Below are 19,370 nucleotides of genomic sequence, written 5' to 3'. Positions count from 1 at the left end.
GATGAGTTGTTTCGTCACTTCCATCTTCGGAAGACCTCGACTCTTTTTAAGCTTTCAACACGCTCTGCACCAAAACCGATCTACACCTGAAATTCCGAAGAGCCCCTTTACCTGCTTCTTTGCCCCTGAAGGTTTCTCAGCTACTGTCTTCGGTTTAGCCTTTTCCGACTTCACCGGTGCGGGCGCTGTCTTTGTGTCTGTTGGAGTTGGCTTCTCGGTAGTCGGTGTTGGTTTTGGCGTCACCGTTTCTTCAGGAGTTGGCTCCTGCGTGGTGGGAGTTGGTTTTGGTGTCTCTGTCGGGCTCGGCTCCTGCGTCGTTGGAGTCGGCTCCGGTGTCGGCGTTGGTTCCGGCACGGACTGACCCGTACAAACAATGACGTGAGAGATATCCTTGCCATCTGGTGCCGTCAATGGACCACCCAGCTGGTCTCCTTCATAGACGAGATGTCCCGGACCACCTTTAATAATCACACCAATTGAGCCGGGTGGCGCAGTGAAGGTCTTGACCCCGTCGCCCTTTTCTTTCTTATAGCAACTGACTTGGGTGAAGCCCTTTCCTGCAAAGTAGGTCTCCCAATAAGCCGGCTGGTTTGTATTAGATGGATTCGCCGTGGACCCCATGATCCTCGCAACTGAGAATGCTGTTGCAGCAGCAAGTGCGGTGGCGAATTTGACAGACTTTTTCATCTGCAATTCCCCTATTCCCCTATGAGATGAACCCACACCAGCTCGATGCCCCTATACATCGAACGGCCGTCAAGTAACTTGAGGCAGGATTCAACTCATCTTCAGAATAGGCCCGTTATTCAGGAACAACTAGAGAAGAGGCGAATTATATGCATATATTTATATACATCATAAATGCCGATAGAATATCCGTACTAAATCTAATTTTTCCGATTTAGTGTTGCGTCTTCGGCCCAGACGACCCAGTTCCCGACGTAATGGCCCTGCACCCAAGGGGTGTCTTCATCACAGGTAAACAGTCGCAGATAGGGTTTATCCTCTCCGGGGTCCCAGATACTCTCGGCGACCTCACCGTTCATGTCAGTAGCGACGACCTTGTCGACAGCCTGGGATTTGACCACTGTGAAAGAGACGACGTCCTCTGAACTGTAGCGAACACTGATCTTGTCGCCGGGAACGAGGGTGTGCAGTTTGGCAAAGTGGTCGTCAATGACTGCACCCTCGCCATCAAGTTGGTTCACATGGGCCGCAATAATGGCAGGCCCCTTCACCCCGGGTTTTTGTTGCTTCCACCCGTTTTGGGCGTACCATCCGGCACGATTGAAATCTGGCACCAGATAGCCGTGCGAATTGAGCCCAACCGGATCCAGGGGCGCATGCACAATCCGATCTTTACCGCGATATGCGCTCACCGAGACGGCCGTACCCCGGGGCGTGGCATCTGCCTGGGAGCCAGTCGACTTTTTTGTGTCGGCACTGGGAGCTGTGGTCGCGGAAGTCGTTGAGTCTACCGGCGCGGTGGCCTGTTTCGGTTTTGGAGATTGCGCGGTAGCACTAGGAGAGAACGAACCCGAAACCGCAGGTGTGGGCCCAGATATGCGTGAGGTTGGTTTCGGCAACAATAAGATGGCCGAGATCCCAAGAGCAATCGCTAAGGTCAGCAGCACTAAGACCATCGGCGAATAACCGATGACCTTTTTACCCCCGTGATCTGCTGACCATTGCCTCCTAGGCGCCATACTCTATTATCTACTGACGTTGACACCCCGGGCACCAGAAAAGTTTGCGCCCTTGCGCTTCTCGAACACTGATGTTCGTTCCGCAGCGCACGCATTGACGGTTTTGCCGCTGATACACGTAGTGGTCGCTGTGAATACGGTGGCGAAGCTTCGGATCTCGGATGGTGACGATCCGTCCTTCTTCTGCCCCGTAGCCGAGCTGTTCGACTGTCGAATCCCAAATCCCTTCGACATGCTCGTCACGGACCTGTTTGCCTAGTGTTGCCGGGTCAACCTGGTTCAGGAAGAGAACTTCAGCACGATAGATGTTGCCGATTCCGGCGACCACGGATTGATCCATCAACAACAGCCCGACCGGCGTGGCCCGCTGCAGGTTGCGTGCGAACAGCTCCACGTCACCGTCCTTGCGTTGCAGCGGGTCCGGCCCCAACCTGGCGAGCACCTGTTGCAGTTGGTCAGGATTGATGACCTCGCAGCGATTCGGCCCACGCACGTCAGCCCAACCGTGGTCCCCAATCACCCTAATGCGAACCGCACCAACCGGCGGATCCGGACGTTGGTAGTCTTCCCGGATCAGATCCTGATACGCGTGCAGCTTGCCGATGCGGACCCGATCAATGAACTCTTGGGAGCCGCCGAAGTATGCCTTGCCGTAGAGACCCAAATGGATATGGACGAACCGGTCGTCGAAATCTAGGAAGAGGTGTTTACCGTGGTTGAATGCGCCACGCAGCATGCGGCCATCGACAAGAGTGGCGCCGTGCGCAAATTTACCCTGCGGTGACGAGACCGCGACGCGTTGGCCGGCGAATCCTTCACGGAAACGCCGCGCCAAACGAAAAAGTGAATGACCTTCTGGCATGAATGCTGGCTGCGTTTAGACCAGCACTTCCCCAGTCTCTTCGTAGTGGGCAATCTTGCCAATGCGGCGAACGTGGCGTTCATCGCCCGGGAATGGCTCGGCCAAGAACGCTTCAATGATTGCGGTTGCCTCGGCCAAGGAGTGCTGGCGACCACCGACGGCTACAACATTGGCGTTATTGTGTTCGCGAGCCAGCTTGGCTGTGTCGAGGTTCCAAGCAAGCGCAGCGCGGATACCCTTCACTTTGTTGGCAGCGATCTGTTCACCGTTTCCAGATCCACCCAGAACAATGCCCAGCGCATCGACACCTGCTTCTTGGTCGGCCACAACACCGAGCGCAGCATTGATGCAAAAGCCTGGGTAGTCATCCAATGCGTCGTACTCTTGGGGGCCATGATCAATCATCTCGTAGCCCTTTTCGCTCAGGTGCTTGACCAAGTGGGCCGACAATTCCATACCTGCGTGATCGGTGGCAATGTGTACGCGCACGAAACATCATCCTTTGAAAAAATCTGGGAAAGAAAACCGTCCACAAACAACTCTACCGGCATACAATAAGTGAAACTATTCATCACTTGTTTCATACCCTGTTCGTCGATCGTTGAGGACGCATTCGTGACTAGCCCAGCACCTACTCTGAACCTGACAGCCGCAGAGACTTCCGTGCGCGCCGACCTGCTCACCGTCATGGCGTACGACATCACGATCGATCTCACCGATCAATCGATCCCGACTTTTCCGGTACAGACCACGGTGCGCTTCGCAGCGGAAGCGGGTCAAAGCACGTTCATTGATGCCATCACTGATTCAATTCGTTCCATCACTCTCAATGGCGAATCTCTTGATCCGGCGACCGTCTCCGACGGTACGCGCATTCAGCTGCCGAAACTCGCCGAAGACAATGAACTGATTGTTGATGCAGACTTCCGGTACATGAACACAGGTGAGGGTCTACACCGTTTCGTTGATCCAGCGGACGGGGAAACCTACCTGTACACCCAATTCGAGGTACCGGACGCACGGCGTGTTTTCCCTTGCTTCGAGCAGCCGGATTTGAAAGCGACCTTCCGTTTCACCGTGACCGCCCCCGAGAACTGGGTTGTCGTCTCAAACTACCCAGCCGAAACCACTGAAGCCGGAGCCCCGGGTAGCACGGTACATCGTTTCGAACAGACCCCGGCTATTTCGACCTACATCACCGCCCTCATTGCCGGCCCATACGAGTCGGTCCACGACTCATTGACGAGCTCGGATGGGCGGCAAATCCCGTTGGGTGTCTATGCCCGCGCCTCGCTCATGCCGTACGTGGATGCCGAAGAGATCTTCACCTTGACGAAACAAGGCTTTGAGGTCTTTGAAAAGCATTACGACTGGCCGTACCCGTTCAAGAAGTATGACCAACTCTTCGTCCCCGAGTTCAACGCTGGGGCCATGGAGAACGCCGGGGCCGTCACGATACTTGAGCAATACATTTTCCGCGGCCCGGTTCCCGGTTCAATCATTGAACGACGTGCCATCACGATCCTGCACGAACTTGCGCACATGTGGTTCGGAGACCTTGTCACCATGAAGTGGTGGGACGATCTGTGGCTCAATGAATCCTTTGCCGAATTCATGTCTCACTTAGCCGCATACGAAAACACCAGTTATGACGAAGCCTGGACGACTTTCGCAGCGGTAGAAAAGAACTGGGCGTACCGTCAAGACCAGCTCTCCTCGACACATCCGATCGTTGCCGAGATTCGAGACTTGGAGGATGTCCAGGTCAACTTCGACGGCATCACGTACGGCAAGGGTGCCGCGGTGTTGCGCCAACTTGTGGCTTGGGTCGGACAAGAGAACTTCATGGCGGCGGTGCGCAGCTACCTGAAAAAGCATGCGTGGGGCAACACTGTGCTCGCTGACCTGTTGGGCGAGCTCGAGGTGGCCAGTGGCAGGGATCTGGCCGAATGGTCGAAATCCTGGCTGGAAACCTCTGGCGTGAACACCTTGGCAGCCGAATGCGAAACTGACGCTCACGGAGTGATTACTGGATTCCAGATTCGTCAGACCGCGACTGAGGACTACCCCACCTTGCGGCCCCACCGGCTCGGGATCGGGCTCTACTCGGTGCAAGACGGTCGGGTTTCGCGGGTGCAGCAACTGGAGATCGATGTTGACGGGGAACTGACCTCTGTCGATTCCTTGGTCGGCCAGCAGCACCCCGGCATTATCTTGCTCAACGATCAGGATCTGGCCTACGCCAAGATCCGGTTGGATGAGCAGTCTCTAGAAAACGCTCTGGCTCATCTATCGAGCTTCGACGACTCGCTCCCCCGTGCGATCATCTGGACCGTGCTCTGGAACGCGGTACGTGACGGTGAACTCAATCCCCGCGTATTCCTAGAACAGGTAGCTCAGCACCTTGGTGCCGAAACGCACCCGTCCTTGTTGAGCACGGTTTTGAATCAGTCCCTGACTGTGTTGGAACAATATGTTCCTTACGAACAGGACCGGGCTACTCGCGCTTGGTTCGCCCAGAAGCTGTACGAGTTGAGCACTACTGCCACGCCAGGCTCGGATGCCCAATTGCAGTTTTTCACCACGTTCACCCGTGCGGCTTGCACCCCTGAGCAGGCCCAAGAATTGCATGATCTCTACAAGGGCTGCACATCTCTGCCCGGCTTGAGCATCGACACCGATCTAGGGTGGAAGATTCTCACCGCGCTGGTTTCCAATTCAATGGCTGGACCGGACGATATTGACGAGGCGTTGGCCAAGGACGACACCGCGACCGGCGCCCTAGCCGCCGGCACCGCCCGGGCCGCTATTCCTAGCCAGCGAGCCAAACAGCAGGCGTGGGACACCTTCCTCAGTGACGACGTGCCGAATGCCCGGTTGCGGGCCATTGCTGCCGGTTTCCACCGCGTGTTTGATCCAGAGCTGATTTCCTCGTTCGCCGCCGATTACTTCGATCGTGTCGATTCCATCTGGAAGAACCGTAGCTCGCATGAAATCACCGAGACACTGATTACCGGAGGTTTCCCGCGCACCCAATTGCACGAAGCAACCATTGCTTCAGCGAATGAACAGATTGAGCGCTACCGGGATGAAGCGCCCGCATTGGCCCGCATGCTGGCCGAGTCAAGGGACGATGTGGTGCGGGCGACAGCCGCGCAGAAAATGTTCCACTAGAGTAAGGCTCATGGCTTCATCTGACATTCCTCTGTCCTTGGAACTTGGTTGGCACAACCGGCAGGCCGCCCTTCCGTTCCCTCTGACTCACACTCTGCGTTCTTCTGCTGGGGTGATTGTCGGATCGGCTGCAGTTGAACGTGGCGGTGAAGCCAAACGGTGGACACCTGAAGAACTGTTGCTCGCGTCAGTGGCGCAGTCCCACTTACTCGCCTTTCTTGCTCTGGCAGAGCAAGCGGAACTGATCGTTACCGAGTACAAGGATGAACCTGCGGCCTTAGCGGACCCTCGTGAAGATGGGCTCGGCCGGCTCAACCAGATCCGCCTGACACCCAAGGTCTGGCTGGCTGATGCGAGCCAACGAACACTGGCTGACGAGCTGCACCTGAAGGCACGGGAAAACAACACGCTCGTGGCCGCCCTGAATGTGCCGGTGATTGTTGAACCGGCCTGCCCGCCGGATCAACGCCAGCTACCGGAATTCACCTCGCGATTGGGCGCACCGATCGCGATCTTGAAACCGACTTCTTCCCTACCGCCCAGCAAGGTCACGGGGCGGCCGGGGGAACAAGCTCGTGTTGAGCGTCCGAGCCATGATCCGGCCAACCCGGTGCAGATGAAAGAACCTAAGCCAGTAAACCCGGATTCGTTTTTCGCCCAAATTGGCGGGCACAGCACCTTCAAAAAGCTTGTGGACGTCTTCTACGACGGTGTCGCTGAAGACCCGGTGCTGCGTCCCATGTATCCGGAAGAAGATCTCGGCCCAGCCAAAATCCGGCTGCAGCTTTTCCTCGAACAGTACTGGGGCGGACCACATACCTACAGCGAGCACCGTGGTCACCCGCGTTTGCGGATGCGCCATGCGCCCTTCCCGATTGACTTTGACGCTCGAGACCGCTGGCTTAAGCACATGCGTACAGCCGTCGAGTCGCTGGAGCTCTCACCACTGCATGAGGGAACGCTCTGGGACTACCTCGAGCGGGCCGCACATTCGCTGGTGAATGTCGCGAACCGCTAGCCACCCGGCTAATCGCAGGTCTATGCCTTAATGAGAACCTGACCGTGGGGGCAGGAAATCCGCTGCCACGGACCGTTCCGCAGAACCTTCACGGGCGCCTCCACGGGTCCGGAGAGGAACCCTAACGCTTCGGCAGCGAACGCTGCCCCTTGGGCGATCGTGACCGGTCCAAGCTGAAAGTCTTCTGCCCATACCCGGTTACGCAAAGAGTTCACAACGGCTTGACCAGGGGTTTCGGGCAACGTGGTCGCCATGGTTTCTGCCACGCTTGCGGCCACTTGGCGCAGCACCTGAACGGTCGATTCTGTTTCGACCTGCCAGCCGCTGCGCGGAGCGCTAATCCCCGCCCACGCAGCGTCGATCGTTGTCGGTGGGACAGAAAGTTCGGTGGCATCGGTGTCTAAGCGGGCGAACCGATCGGTGAGCGACTGCAAGTTGACCACAACATCTGTCGTGGACTCCTGCGCCAGTGGGACGGCCCGCATGCCGATCATGGTTGGAACCCCGGACCCTAAAGCACCGTTCATGAGGCCAACCCAGAGAGCCAAGACTTTGCCGGCGGCTTGGAGACGGATGCCATCATCGTTGATGGCACGGGCCCGTTGTACCAAGGTCTTCAGGTCGGTCAGCGTGTCAGAATCAGGGAAGTACAGGGTTTCAGCCATGCCGACCATTCTAGTGTTAGCTTTGAACCATGAGCGAACAGAGCCTTACTCCTCCTTCCCCGGACAAGCGTGTTCAGTACCTGCATGATCTGCTGACGCTGAGTCCAAACGGGGATGATGCTGACACCGGTGAGGAGCTCTTCCTTGGTCCAGTGGCGCAGCAGCACCAGCACCGTGTCTTTGGCGGCCAGGTTTTGGCCCAGGGCGTCATGGCCTGCACCCAGACCGTCAACCCGGAACGCCCACTGCATTCCATTCACGCCTACTTCCTGCGTCCCGGCGATTCGAAAAAGCCCATCACCTTCGGTGTGGATCGGCTTCGTGACGGTCGCTCGTTTTCGGCTCGTCGTGCCAACGCCTACCAGGACGGCAAACCGATCTTGTCCATGCTGGCGTCTTTTCAGTCACCGGCTGAAGGGTACGATCACCAGATCTCGATGCCCGCTGATTTGCCGCAGCCGGAAGACCTTGATTCGGTGGCGGTCCAACTCGGTCATATCAATCACCCAGTGGCTCAAGAATGGGCGTGGGAACGTCCGTTCGACATCCGCCATGTTGATCCGCCGCTATGGCTTTACGCGGCCAAGGAACGCAAGAACACCAATATGGTGTGGCTCCGCACCCCGGCCGCGTTTGCCGTGAATGATGCGATGCACAAAGCTGCGTTGGCGTACGCATCCGACTACACCGTGCTGGAACCGGTGCTGCGCCAGCACGGGGTCCATTGGACTCGACCGGAGATGTCGGTTGCCTCCTTGGATCACGCCATGTGGTGGCATCGCCCGGCGCCGGTGGATGACTGGCTGCTCTACGTTTCCGACTCCCCTTCTGCACAGGGCGCGCGGGGCCTGGGGCTGGGACATTTCTTCACCCGTGACGGACTGCTGGTCGCCACGGTCGGCCAAGAAGGCATGTTGCGTGTGCCAGACACGTTTCGCACGCGTATGAAGCAACTGGCCCAAGACGCCGTGATTCGCACGGCCAGCTGGCGTAAACCACGTTCACGCTGGGGCGGACGCAACGGCTCCTAGTCCTTGGACGAGCTGTCCTCCTCTTGTGGCAATAAGAAAGGTGGGGAGCTCACCGTTGGGGGTGAGCTCCCCACCTCTTCTGAAGTGGTTGTGGCCCCTACCGGGCCGATTGGCTAGGAAAGCAGTCGGCGCAGTCGAGCTGGCGCGAACCGTTCCATATCCACATGACGGTCTGCAACGACGACCGGCTGACCGGACAGCTGGGCGGCGATCGCCTTACCGGTGATCGGGCCCAAGCTCAGCCCGTGCATGTTGTGACCGGTGGCCATCACGATATTCGGCAGCTTGGCGTATTCGCCGATAATCGGGAGTCCGTCGGCGGTCATGGGCCGCGGCCCAACCCACAGCTCGGACTTCTGGGACCAGTCAATGCCACGAACCAGTGGCGCGGTGACCCGTTCGATCATCTCGATGCGATCGTCGTGAAAGGCTTCGTAGGAACCGTCGAACTCCATGCCGCCGACAACGCGCAACCGACCGGCCATTGGCACCAGAACGGTGCGTGCGTCGGTGAGGTGAATCAGGTGAGTTGGCAGCTGCTCGGCAGCCACGGTGAACGAGTAGCCCTTGCCGGGAACCACGCCGAGGTGGATGCCGTGCGGTTTCAACAGCTCGCTGGCCCAAGCGCCGGCGGCCACCACGACGTGGTCCGCGCTGAGCTCGTTACGGGCCCCGCTGTGCACATAGTCAACCGATGGCTGCGCGCCTGGGTGTACGCCCACGACGCGTGCACCTTCAAGAATCTTCACGCCCTGGGCGCGTAGGTACTCGCCGAGTGACTCGACCAGCAGTGCCGGGTCGATCCAGATTTCCCCGGGTGCCACGAAGCCAGCTTCACAGGCCGGATCCAACACTGGTTCCAGCTGGTGTAGCTCGCTGCCGTAGACGATCGGCTCGGGCATTTCACTGACACCGTCAGCAGCGCGTTCGCTGAGCAGTTTGTGGTAGCTCTCTACGTGGCTGGCGTCTTCGGCAGTGTAGAGGAAACCAGATCCGCCGCCTTCAACCTTGATGCCTTCATCCTGCATCTCGGCGAATGCGGCTAGTGCGCCGCGACCCAGCTGGGTCATGGCGTCCACACCGGAGGTGAGGCGGGCTTGGGTGGAGGAACGAATGAACCCGAGACCGAAGGTCGCCAGTTTCAAGGCGCGGGCCGGGGACAGCGTCAAAGTGCCGTCGCGGGTGAAGACACCCTTGAACGTTTCTTTCATCATGCCCGGTCCAGCCAATGGGACGGCGGTCAATGGGGTGATCTCCCCCGCGTTGCCACGGCTTGCACCAGAACCGACTTGGTCCCGCTCAATGATCGTGACAGAGAATCCGGCTCGAGAAAGGTAGAACGCCGTGCTCAGACCCACCAGACCTGCGCCAACGACGATTACTTCTCTTCCAGGCAGCTTGCTTGCCATTGCCCTGCTTCCTTCGTTTGGTAGATGTGTGACCATGATCTCAGATGTTTCAGCGGCAATCTAACAATTCGTCAAGCAGATCCAAAATTTACGGACAAGATGTTTTCCCGCACCGTGAAAATACGGAGAGATTCACCCAGCTGGCGTTGCTCTGTTCGTTTTTTCTGATCGAAAGTGGGTCGGCGACACCTTTACTACTTTTTAGTTAGTGCCCTGTCATTTGGATCACATCGCGGTATAGGGTGGCTGATAACCACGCTTTAAAGTCCGCTTTAAAGTTTCCGTTCGGCTTGTCCGTTGAAGGGAATCATCGACACATGGTGAAAGAAGTCTATCTCTCTCGCAGTACCGACGTACTACGTTTCCGACTGGAGTTCACCGGACGTGCCGGCGTGGAACAGGCACAAGAAATTCATACTGTCCTCAGCGGCGTGGCGGAGGACGATCATGTCCAACGCACATGGTTATACAGCCTCTTGACTGCAGCCTTGCTACTGACGGATCCGGACGGGGCCAAAGAGGCTGCGGCGCAGGCAAAGCATCATGCGCAGCTCGCGGACAATCCCGTTTCTCGAGCGTGGGCGCTGCTGTCGGAAGCGAGCTTGGACTTATCTCCGGAGAAGTTGGACTTCCGGCTGCAGGCAGCCCGAGAAATCCGCGATATCGCGCTAGAACATGGCGACAATGGATTCCTTGAGACCACCTACTTTTTGCTGCTGGGTGCCCTGCTCGAGATCGGTGAACTGACCGAACTCGATGAAGAGCTATGTCTTCACGGACCAACCCTGATCAAGTTCCCGCAGCTTGAAGACAGCCGCTTTGTCAGCTGGTTCCGGTGCATCCGCGCCACCCTAGACGGTCACACCGAAACGGCTGAAATGTTCGCCAAAGAAGGCTTCGATCGAGCCCTGGCAGCGGACGACACGGATGCTGAGATCGCCTATATCGCTCAAATGGCCGTGATCCGTTGGTTGGATGGTCGCGGTGCCGAAACCGAAGCGTCGCTGTTGAAGGCGCGCCAGAAATACCCCGGGGAACCGATCTGGACATCAATCCTGGCGTGGATTTGGATCCAGCAAGGCCGAGTGAGCGCTGCCCGTGGCATCGTCCATTCCTTGGCACCACTGGAGGATTGGCCGAAAGACCAGAACTGGTTGGCTGCGGTCTCCAACATGGCGATCGTGCATTCGGAGCTGCGCAATCTCGATCAGCTTGAACCTTTCCATGAAGCTCTCTTGCCTTACCGGGATCACTTGGCTGCCATGGGTGTGGGTATTACCGCCTGGGGCACGGTGGCCGATTCGCTCGCGGTGCTCGCCGATCTGCAGGACAACAGAGAATTAGCGATTGGGCACTACCGCTGCGCCATTGACCTGTGTGCTCGTATCAGTGCCCAGCCGTGGCTTGCTGCAAGCCAACTCGGGCTGGCCCGGCAGCTGCTGCGCAGACTGCAAGCCGGAGACCGCGCTGAGGCAGAGGCGCTAGCCCAAGAAGCCGCAGCAACAGGCAAAGCGCTCGGACTGCACGGGGTGGAAGACGAAGCAGCCCAGATCATCTCCACACTTCGCTCGGGTGCCGTTGATGCAGTACCCAAGACACGCCAGCCGCAAACCAACCAACCGAAAATCCGGGTCATGGGCGGCTTTGAAGTCGAAGCTACAGACGGATCGATCGCGCACTGGCAGTCACGCAAGGCACGTGAGGCACTGAAGATTCTTATTGCCCGTCGCGGTGTCGCGATCTCCAAGGAGACCGTCATGGAGATTCTGTGGCCGAACGAAACCCCGGAACGCGTCGCGAACCGCTTCTCGGTAGCCATCAGCACCGTGCGTCGGGCACTCGATCCGGTCAAGCGATTCGCACCCGATCAGTTCCTAGTCGTGGATGCGGACCTACTGCGCCTGCGTCTGGACCGGCTGACGGTGGACGTGGAAGTGTTTTTGCGCAGAGCGCATGCAGCGCTCGCTAAACGGGACGGCTCTCAGACTTCAATGAGCCAGATGGTCAATGCCATGCACCTGTACACCGGGGATGTCTTCCCGGATGAAGTTGACGTGGATTGGGCAGAACGACTCCAAGGGGAAGCCCGTTCCACCTTCTTCACCTTGGCCCACGCGCTGGCTGATGATGCCGCCGCTGCGGAAGAACATTTCACGTGCGTTGAGACGTTCCGGCGCATCCTCGACATTGATCCGTACGATCAAAAAGCACATGAGGGTTTGATCAACGCATTCACCCAGCTGGGTGCCCACGGTCAGGCCAAGCAGGCGACTCATGACTATCAGGTGCGGATGGCAGAAGTTGGCTTCGAAGAGCCGTAAAATTTTGGCGCCCCAGGAGGGATTCGAACCCCCGACCAAGAGCTTAGAAGGCTCCTGCTCTGTCCCCTGAGCTACTGGGGCGTGGTTCATCGAGAACCGGTTCCAAGTGTAACGGATTCGACTACTCCACACCGCATCGGCACAACGACCGTGCACGCATATTCTCCTCATGCCCTGAGTGTCAGCGGATTCAGGTGGGCTTACTGGTGGCTAAGAACCAGCACCGGTTCTGTCCGTCCTGAACCAAGGAGAAAACGGCATGAGTGAGAAGATCACCCTGCGGGGCTTCGTCGCCACCGATGTCACCGAACGCACCACCAATACCAACACCTCGATCGCCACTTTTCGCGTCGGGTGTTCAGATCGGCGTTTCAACCAAGAATCTAAAGAGTGGGAAACCACGTACACCAACTGGTACACCATCAACTGTTTCCGCAATCTAGCCAACCACGTGGCCTATTCGATCCGTAAAGGACAACCGGTGATCATCACCGGACGGTTGAAGCAAAAGTCTTGGCAAACCAAGGATGGGGATCCGCGTACAACGTGGGAAGTGGATGCCGAAGCAGTCGGTCATGATCTGGTCTTTGGCTCCACCAGTTTCGAACGGACCACCTATCAGGGCAACCAAGGGCAGACTGAGCCACAATTGGCACCAGTGGGCGGCGGTGAGACTGAAGAAGAGTGGGGTGTCTTCGAAGGCAGCCGCTAATGTGATGACAAATATGGGGTTCACCGGCGCAAGATGTGAATCTATTCGCCAATACCCACTACGCTTGTAGTTATGGCTGAATTCATTTACACGATGGTCAAAGCCCGCAAAAAAGTGGGCGACAAGGTCATCCTTGACGACGTAACCATGTCGTTCTTTCCCGGCGCGAAGATCGGCGTTGTCGGTCCGAACGGCGCCGGAAAATCAACAATCTTGAAGATCATGGCTGGTTTGGACCAGCCTTCCAACGGTGAGGCTCGGCTGAGCCCCGGCTACTCCGTGGGCATCCTGCAGCAGGAACCTCCGTTGAACGAAGAGAAAACCGTGCTCGGTAACGTCCAAGAAGGCGTTGGCGAAATTTACCAGAAGCTGCAGCGGTTCAACGAAATCTCCGAAGAGATGGCAAACCCAGATGCAGACTACGACGCCCTGCTCGAAGAGATGGGCAAATTGCAGGAAGCCATTGATGCTGCCGACGCGTGGGACATTGACTCCCAGCTGGAACAGGCCATGGACGCCCTGCGCTGCCCACCAGGTGACGAGCCGGTGACCCACCTATCCGGTGGTGAACGCCGCCGCGTTGCGCTCTGCAAGCTGCTCCTGCAGAAACCAGACCTGCTGCTGCTTGACGAGCCTACTAACCACTTGGACGCTGAGTCCGTCCTGTGGCTGGAACAGCACTTGGCCCAGTACCCTGGCGCTGTCATGGCCGTCACCCACGACCGCTACTTCCTCGATCACGTCGCAGAATGGATCTGTGAAGTAGACCGTGGCCGTCTCTACCCGTACGAGGGCAACTACTCCACATACTTGGAGAAGAAGCGCTCTCGCCTGGAGATTCAGGGTAAGAAAGACGCCAAGTTGGCCAAGCGTCTGGCGGAAGAGCTCGAATGGGTTCGTTCCAACGCCAAGGGACGTCAGGCCAAGTCGAAGGCCCGATTGGCTCGCTACGAAGAGATGGCTGCAGAGGCCGAGCGCACCCGCAAGTTGGACTTTGAAGAGATTCAGATTCCACCTGGCCCACGTCTGGGTAGCCAGGTCATAGAAGCAACCGACCTGAAGAAAGGCTTCGGCGATCGTGTCCTGATCGACGGCCTGTCCTTCTCCCTGCCTCGCAACGGCATTGTCGGTGTTATCGGCCCGAACGGTGTAGGTAAGTCCACCCTGTTCAAGACTATTGTTGGTCTTGAGGAACTCGACGGTGGCGAGCTGAAGATCGGTGAATCGGTCAAGATCTCCTACGTTGACCAGTCCCGTGAAGGCATCGATCCAGAGAAGTCCCTCTGGGAAGTTGTTTCCGATGGTCTGGACTTCATCCAGGTTGGCAACGTAGAAATGCCATCGCGTGCCTACGTTTCGGCCTTCGGTTTCAAGGGTCCAGACCAGCAGAAGAAAGCCGGTGTCCTCTCCGGTGGTGAGCGCAACCGTCTGAACTTGGCGTTGACTCTGAAACAGGGCGGCAACTTGCTGCTGCTTGACGAGCCGACTAACGACTTGGACGTTGAAACTCTGTCATCCCTAGAAAACGCACTACTGGACTTCCCAGGCTGTGCCGTGGTCATCTCGCACGACCGCTGGTTCCTGGACCGTGTAGCAACCCACATTCTGGCCTATGAAGGTACCGACGAGAACCCTGCCAACTGGTACTGGTTCGAAGGTAACTTTGAGGCCTATGAGGAAAACAAGATTGAGCGCCTTGGCCCAGAAGCGGCCCGCCCAACTCGTGTCAGCCACCGAAAGCTGACCCGAGACTAAGCAAGGCCTCACACTCACCAGTGGTGGCCCTGACCGCGCTTAACCAAGCGCCAGTTGGGGCCATCACTGTTTTAACGAGAAAATTTTGTTCTCAGTCGACGGACTCGGCATCGTTGAGGCCGCGCCGGACACGAGCGTCTGGTCGGTCCCGGAAGATGACGCTGGTCTTAGGATCAATCAGCACAATGTAAAACAGGTAGAGCAGACCCACGCCAACGGCGATCAACTTCACCAGCAATTGCGGGATCCACTGCGCGACCGAGAATTGTTCGATAACACCGACCAGCACCAAAATCGCGATACCTAAATACAGCCACCGCAACCAACGGGCCGGTTCTGAGCGCCACAGAACGAACAGCGGCAAAACCCAAAGCAAGTACCACGGCTGCACAATTGGTGCGCTCAGCACAACGGCGACAAGGGCAAGCGCTGCGTCCCGGGGCACCTTCTGCATCACCAGACAGTCCCGCTGGGTGTGCAGGGCCCACCAGACCAACACAACTGCGGCAAGGACACGCATGGATGTGTAGAAGATGGCGGGGACCGTCGCGGGATTCGCGCCTACTAATCCAGCTAGCCAGCCCAGTCCCAAACCAATCAGCCCCACCGGCGCGTATGGGAAAGCAGCCGACCCGGACGTTAACATGGCCGGAATCCATCCGAACCACAGTCCGGTGGCGATTCCTATCACCGCTAACGCAACAGCAAGGATGCCCAGCGCGCCGACCCAGCGGCTGAACCGTTCGGAAAGGCTCACCCCGTCACTTTCACGCTGGCGCAGACTCAAGAAAACTAAGAACGGGACCGTGACAATCACGATGGGTTTGATGGCAATCGACAGGCCGATCAGGACCACGCCGATAATGAACCGTTGACGAGCCAGCCACCACGTTCCCGCCAAGAGTAATGCCAGCATCAAAACGTCGTTGTGGGCGCCGGCAACCATGATGATCAAAAACAGCGGGTTGGCCACGGCCAGCCAAAGCGCGAAGGTGACCGAGGTCCGCAAGAAAGCGGACAGCTTGATGAGGTATTTCATCATCAACCACATGCTGGCCAGACTCAACAGCCTGAATAGCAGCACCCCGACTTCCGGAATACCTCCGGAAATCCACCAGAACCCTGCAGCCAAAACCAGAAATAACGGCCCGTAGGGGGAATAGGACTCCGCCCAGAGTCCGTCGGCTCCTTGCATGAACCATCCCGGTAATTGGGAGACCCAGTTCTCATAGGGATTCGCCCCGGATGCGTAAAGCCTGCCCTGAGCCAGATATGAGTACACGTCCCGGGAAAAAATGGGAAAGCTCAGCAGCACGGGTGCCGACCACAGCCAGATGGCCCGCGATACAAAACTGGCTGCTGCTTGGCACCGTGGATCAATGCGTTGACTCAATCGCAGCCAAGCTCGCACTAGGAGCATGCTGCCAAGGGTCAGCAAGACCGCGGAAATAATGACGCCACTGGTCTCGGTGCGCATGGGCACCAATATGGTGGTTCCAGAAAAGAGCGACTCCCCCGCCTGCGGCAGACTCCCCACTCCCCAAGACCCGATCGTAATCAGGATCGACGCGAACAAACCCTGCGCTAAAGCGGGGCGTACCTCATGCTCGGGCGCACCGAACAGCCAACGGCTCACCCGGTGGTGGCCCAGCGTGGTCGCAAGCAGGGTAAGGACATTGCGTGCTGGCTCCAGCCAGTGCGTCATGCCATGAGGCTTGTTTTGCTTGGTTGCGGTCATGCGCGGTTCCCGGTGAGCCTGCGGCCCATGCTGGCCAAGGATCGGCCAACATCACGCAGGTCAAAGAACGCAGACGTACGCCGATCAAGGAAGAACATCCAGAACACTAGAACCAAACTGATAGCCAGCGAGATGACCTTCGGCAAGATGCCCAGTTCAAGGAAACGCCAGATGTGCAGCTGGTCATACGCGCCGAATCCAATCAAGAAAGCAACCGTAAAGACCACCCAGCTCAGCTGCCAATTGTCCTTGATCCCGATCGCGGCAAAGAACGGCAACAGCCACAGCAGATACCACGGGTGAATCACGGGCGAGAGAATGACCAGCGCTGTGAAAGCCAGAGTCATGCGGATGCTGAGCTGACGGTGCGGCCCACGGAAAATCAGGAACAGCACGAGCACCACAGAGCTGAGACGTCCGGCGAGCTTGACCACCGAAGCCAAAAGATCGTCGTTGAAACCGAATGCGTTCCCCAGGTTGCTCAGCAGCATCTGCGAGAAACCGACCGGGGACCAGAAAGTGTAGCCGGTGCCGGTACCCAACATGACCTTCACCCAGCCGAAGCCATATCCGTTCAGGTATCCGATGATGGTCATCAGGACCAAGAAGATGCCACCGCAAAGGAACCAGTACCAGATCTTCTTGGCCCAGCGGGCGCCAGCTGGTGCCCACATCAATCCGATAAACGGTAGCAATACGACCGTGATGGGTTTGATCCCGACCGAGAGCGTGAGCGCTATGACGGCAAGCACGCCCTGTTTTCGTAGAGCAAAGAAGACGGCGGCTAGCGCGAAGCCGACCATCAACACATCGTTGTGTCCGGAGGCCACATAGGAAATGAGGAAAAGCGGGTTTGCGCTGGCCAACCACTGTGCGCGGGCCGGATCAATGCCGTGCTGTTTGGCCAGCAACGGGGTGAAGATGAGACAGAGTGTGGTTCCGGCCACCGCGAGCATACGCAGGTAGAACAGGGCCCACTCTAGGGAACCGTCTGCAGCGTCAACGGCTAGGGCCTCCATCCAGATGAAGACAGGACCATACGGGGTGCCGTCCTCTGCCCACATGGAGTCAGTTCCCAGCTGGAACCAGTTCGAGATGGTTGAGATACCCACCGCGTACGGGTCACCACCGTTGAGGACCAATCGCCCTTGCCCCACGTAAGCGAAGATATCGCGGGAGAAAATCGGCACAGTCGCCAGCAACGGTAGCGTCCAAATGATGGTGACGATGTTCGTGACCTTCAGCGATCCAGGGGCCCACCACGAGTTGCGGATGCGGCGCCAATTCTCTGACAGCCACAGCGCCAGCGGTTCCCGCCAACTGGTAGACATCGCCACCGGGTCTTGAATGTACCCGTCACGGTCAACATCCAAGCGGGGTTTCTGCGCCATGAGCACCCCGCGCTCAGGGTCTTGACCGGAGGCTTGGCGCAGGCTTCTGCCCAGCCTCAGCCACCCGTACAGCATGAGCCATACACCGATGGTCAGGACACAGGTGGACAAGATCGCACCGGTGACAGTGGTGCGCAGGAACAAGAAGAGTTCAAGCGTGTTCAGTTCAGAAACCGTGGGCAGCCACCCGACGCCAAAGGACCCGAACAGCACCATGATCGAGCCAGCCAACCCCCACAGGGTCGCCGAGATGATGCCCGGGGTGGACCAGCGAACAGTTTGCCCAGGTAGCGCCGTGTCAGTTTCTTTCATACAGGCCTTCCGCGCAGAACGTTCGTGGGTCAGATCTCGATTTCTATCTTAGGCTCTGGGCGCGCCAAGAGCTGGAAGCGCCCGTTGTGGCTTAAACTAGACGCAGTCTATTTCGTGTATCCCGCCCACATTTCCCCCGAAAGGTCTGCATGCGCCGCGTCAAAGGTGAATCTCAAGTAGCGAAGAATCGTTACGATCACATCTTGCTGCTGTGGGCGGTGCTGTTGGGTGGCGGCATTTTGGTCGCCACCGTGATGAATTTCATTCGTCCCGAACTCGGCTACCCGATGGCCATCCTGTTCTTCATTGGTTTTATTGCCCTGTGGCTACTCTCCCCCGCACTCTCTCGCGAAAAGGCAATGACCCACTTCGAACCGACCCCGGCGGCAACCACTCAGGACGACAGCAAGGCTGCTTCCTCCGCCCCGGCACCCACCCCGGCCCCGCAGCCGGAACATGCCGGGCATCCACTCACGCAATCCACCCCTGTGCTGATCGTCGATGAAGAGCAGTTGATGAAGTTCATCGCCGAGAACCCACATCCGCAAACAGGTCAATTCAGCGCGATCGTCAAAGAAATGCAGAAGAAGGCGTGAACATCATGAGTGCAGACTCCGCTCCCCTCGTTTGGATCGACTGCGAAATGACCGGGCTAGACCCGGCTACGGAAGCCCTCATTGAGGTCGCGGTCTTGATCACCGATTCAGAGCTGAACATCCTTGATGACGGCATGCAGGTCGTCATCAAACCTGAACGAAGCGCCATCGAGAACATGGACCCATTTGTGGTCAACATGCATCAGGAATCCGGCCTGTTGGCCGAACTCGACTCCGGTGTCACCATGGCGGAGGCAACCGAGCAGGTGCTCACCTACATCACCGAACGGGTTCCTGAAGCCGGCACCGCCCTGTTGGCAGGTAATTCCGTGGGCCAGGACAAACTGTTCCTGACCCGGGACATGCCCGCAGTGATCGAGCATCTCCACTACCGCATCGTCGATGTCTCCACCGTGAAGGAACTCGTCCGCCGCTGGTACCCGGACATCTATGCAAACGTACCTGAGAAAACCGGCAACCACCGCGCATTGGGAGACATTCAAGACTCGATCGCAGAGCTCAAGTACTACCGCGAGAACGTCTTCAAGTGAACTGGCTCACGCTGGTGAGTCCCAAACGTAGTGCCTCATGTCAATTTGATCGCGTAACTCGGGTTGTGCCTCATATAGATTGATCGCGTAGCTCTCGTTCAAGCGGTGTGGATCTTCACGCCACCGGTT

Annotated in this window: 17 protein-coding genes, 1 tRNA gene and 1 pseudogene; 11 read left to right on the top strand and 8 right to left on the bottom strand. The window is 57.8% G+C overall.

The genetic code is table 11. The annotated features are described in order from the left end of the window. Positions 1–361 (top strand): hypothetical protein (locus ACFFFR_RS04015; RefSeq protein WP_377458245.1); only part of this gene is annotated, 361 nt, incomplete at its 5' end. Between the two features lie 526 nt (positions 362–887). Here ACFFFR_RS04015 and ACFFFR_RS04010 read toward each other — a convergent pair. Further along, positions 888–1,379 carry a class F sortase gene (locus ACFFFR_RS04010; RefSeq protein ID WP_377458244.1) on the bottom strand — a complete coding sequence of 164 codons (492 nt, stop codon included), beginning with the start codon at positions 1,377–1,379 and terminating at the stop codon, positions 888–890. Between the two features lie 73 nt (positions 1,380–1,452). On the opposite strand from ACFFFR_RS04010, the gene ACFFFR_RS04005 reads away from it, so the two are divergent. Further along, positions 1,453–1,653, top strand: coding sequence for a hypothetical protein (locus ACFFFR_RS04005; protein WP_377458243.1), 201 nt, complete (start codon positions 1,453–1,455; stop codon positions 1,651–1,653). Positions 1,654–1,716: 63 nt separating this feature from the next. Here the strand turns inward: ACFFFR_RS04005 and ACFFFR_RS04000 are convergent, their stop codons facing one another. Together ACFFFR_RS04000 and ACFFFR_RS03995 are read right to left on the bottom strand one after the other, a co-directional pair. Beyond that, the gene (locus ACFFFR_RS04000) at positions 1,717–2,568 is read right to left on the bottom strand and encodes an Fpg/Nei family DNA glycosylase (protein ID WP_377458242.1); all 852 of its coding nucleotides are present in this window, start codon (positions 2,566–2,568) and stop codon (positions 1,717–1,719) included. Between the two features lie 15 nt (positions 2,569–2,583). Further along, positions 2,584–3,057, bottom strand: coding sequence for a ribose-5-phosphate isomerase (locus ACFFFR_RS03995; RefSeq protein ID WP_377458241.1), 474 nt, complete (start codon positions 3,055–3,057; stop codon positions 2,584–2,586). A 126-nt stretch (positions 3,058–3,183) separates the two neighbouring features. Here ACFFFR_RS03995 and pepN point away from each other — a divergent pair, with 126 nt between their 5' ends. From pepN to ACFFFR_RS03985, 3 genes and pseudogenes are all read left to right on the top strand, one after another. Then, positions 3,184–5,742: an aminopeptidase N gene (pepN, locus tag ACFFFR_RS03990; RefSeq protein ID WP_377458240.1), complete on the top strand. Its 2,559-nt coding sequence runs from the start codon at positions 3,184–3,186 to the stop codon at positions 5,740–5,742. Further along, positions 5,633–6,154, top strand: a pseudogene (locus ACFFFR_RS11925) (OsmC family protein); the annotation flags it as partial. The gene pepN and the pseudogene ACFFFR_RS11925, both read left to right, overlap by 110 nt. Positions 6,155–6,358: 204 nt before the next feature. Continuing rightward, a complete protein-coding gene (locus tag ACFFFR_RS03985) occupies positions 6,359–6,760 on the top strand; it encodes a globin (RefSeq protein ID WP_377458246.1) in 402 nt (133 codons plus the stop codon). A gap of 20 nt (positions 6,761–6,780) precedes the next feature. On the opposite strand, the gene ACFFFR_RS03980 is transcribed toward ACFFFR_RS03985, so the two are convergent. Then, positions 6,781–7,425, bottom strand: coding sequence for a DUF8185 domain-containing protein (locus ACFFFR_RS03980; protein ID WP_377458239.1), 645 nt, complete (start codon positions 7,423–7,425; stop codon positions 6,781–6,783). Positions 7,426–7,454: 29 nt separating this feature from the next. Here ACFFFR_RS03980 and ACFFFR_RS03975 point away from each other — a divergent pair, with 29 nt between their 5' ends. After that, positions 7,455–8,456: an acyl-CoA thioesterase gene (locus ACFFFR_RS03975; RefSeq protein WP_377458238.1), complete on the top strand. Its 1,002-nt coding sequence runs from the start codon at positions 7,455–7,457 to the stop codon at positions 8,454–8,456. Positions 8,457–8,569: 113 nt separating this feature from the next. Here the strand turns inward: ACFFFR_RS03975 and ACFFFR_RS03970 are convergent, their stop codons facing one another. After that, positions 8,570–9,865: an NAD(P)/FAD-dependent oxidoreductase gene (locus tag ACFFFR_RS03970; protein ID WP_377458237.1), complete on the bottom strand. Its 1,296-nt coding sequence runs from the start codon at positions 9,863–9,865 to the stop codon at positions 8,570–8,572. Between the two features lie 317 nt (positions 9,866–10,182). Here ACFFFR_RS03970 and ACFFFR_RS03965 point away from each other — a divergent pair, with 317 nt between their 5' ends. Further along, entirely contained in the window at positions 10,183–12,186 is a 2,004-nt protein-coding gene (locus ACFFFR_RS03965) for a BTAD domain-containing putative transcriptional regulator (RefSeq protein ID WP_377458236.1), read from the top strand. 5 nt (positions 12,187–12,191) lie between these two features. On the opposite strand, the gene ACFFFR_RS03960 is transcribed toward ACFFFR_RS03965, so the two are convergent. After that, positions 12,192–12,267: transfer RNA gene (locus ACFFFR_RS03960), tRNA-Arg, on the bottom strand. 178 nt (positions 12,268–12,445) lie between these two features. Here ACFFFR_RS03960 and ACFFFR_RS03955 point away from each other — a divergent pair. Both ACFFFR_RS03955 and ettA read left to right on the top strand, forming a co-directional pair. After that, complete coding sequence (locus tag ACFFFR_RS03955) at positions 12,446–12,898, top strand: single-stranded DNA-binding protein (protein ID WP_377458235.1); 453 nt, start codon at positions 12,446–12,448, stop codon at positions 12,896–12,898. A gap of 72 nt (positions 12,899–12,970) precedes the next feature. Further along, positions 12,971–14,653, top strand: coding sequence for an energy-dependent translational throttle protein EttA (gene ettA / locus ACFFFR_RS03950; protein ID WP_377458234.1), 1,683 nt, complete (start codon positions 12,971–12,973; stop codon positions 14,651–14,653). 91 nt (positions 14,654–14,744) lie between these two features. On the opposite strand, the gene mptB (ACFFFR_RS03945) is transcribed toward ettA, so the two are convergent. Together mptB (ACFFFR_RS03945) and mptB (ACFFFR_RS03940) are read right to left on the bottom strand one after the other, a co-directional pair. Next, entirely contained in the window at positions 14,745–16,391 is a 1,647-nt protein-coding gene (mptB, locus tag ACFFFR_RS03945) for a polyprenol phosphomannose-dependent alpha 1,6 mannosyltransferase MptB (protein ID WP_377458233.1), read from the bottom strand. Further along, the gene (mptB, locus tag ACFFFR_RS03940) at positions 16,388–18,094 is read right to left on the bottom strand and encodes a polyprenol phosphomannose-dependent alpha 1,6 mannosyltransferase MptB (RefSeq protein WP_377458232.1); all 1,707 of its coding nucleotides are present in this window, start codon (positions 18,092–18,094) and stop codon (positions 16,388–16,390) included. Before mptB (ACFFFR_RS03940) ends, mptB (ACFFFR_RS03945) begins: the two co-directional genes overlap by 4 nt. Before the next feature lie 149 nt (positions 18,095–18,243). Here mptB (ACFFFR_RS03940) and ACFFFR_RS03935 point away from each other — a divergent pair, with 149 nt between their 5' ends. After that, on the top strand, positions 18,244–18,690 hold the full coding sequence (locus tag ACFFFR_RS03935) for a hypothetical protein (protein WP_377458231.1): 447 nt from the start codon (positions 18,244–18,246) through the stop codon (positions 18,688–18,690). Positions 18,691–18,695: 5 nt separating this feature from the next. Then, entirely contained in the window at positions 18,696–19,241 is a 546-nt protein-coding gene (gene orn / locus ACFFFR_RS03930) for an oligoribonuclease (protein WP_377458230.1), read from the top strand. The last annotated feature ends 129 nt before the right edge of the window (positions 19,242–19,370 follow it).

The organism is Micrococcoides hystricis, assembly GCF_042434215.1.
GTDB classification, from domain to species: Bacteria; Actinomycetota; Actinomycetes; order Actinomycetales; family Micrococcaceae; genus Micrococcoides; species Micrococcoides hystricis.
This window is presented reverse-complemented; position numbering and strand designations above follow the sequence as displayed.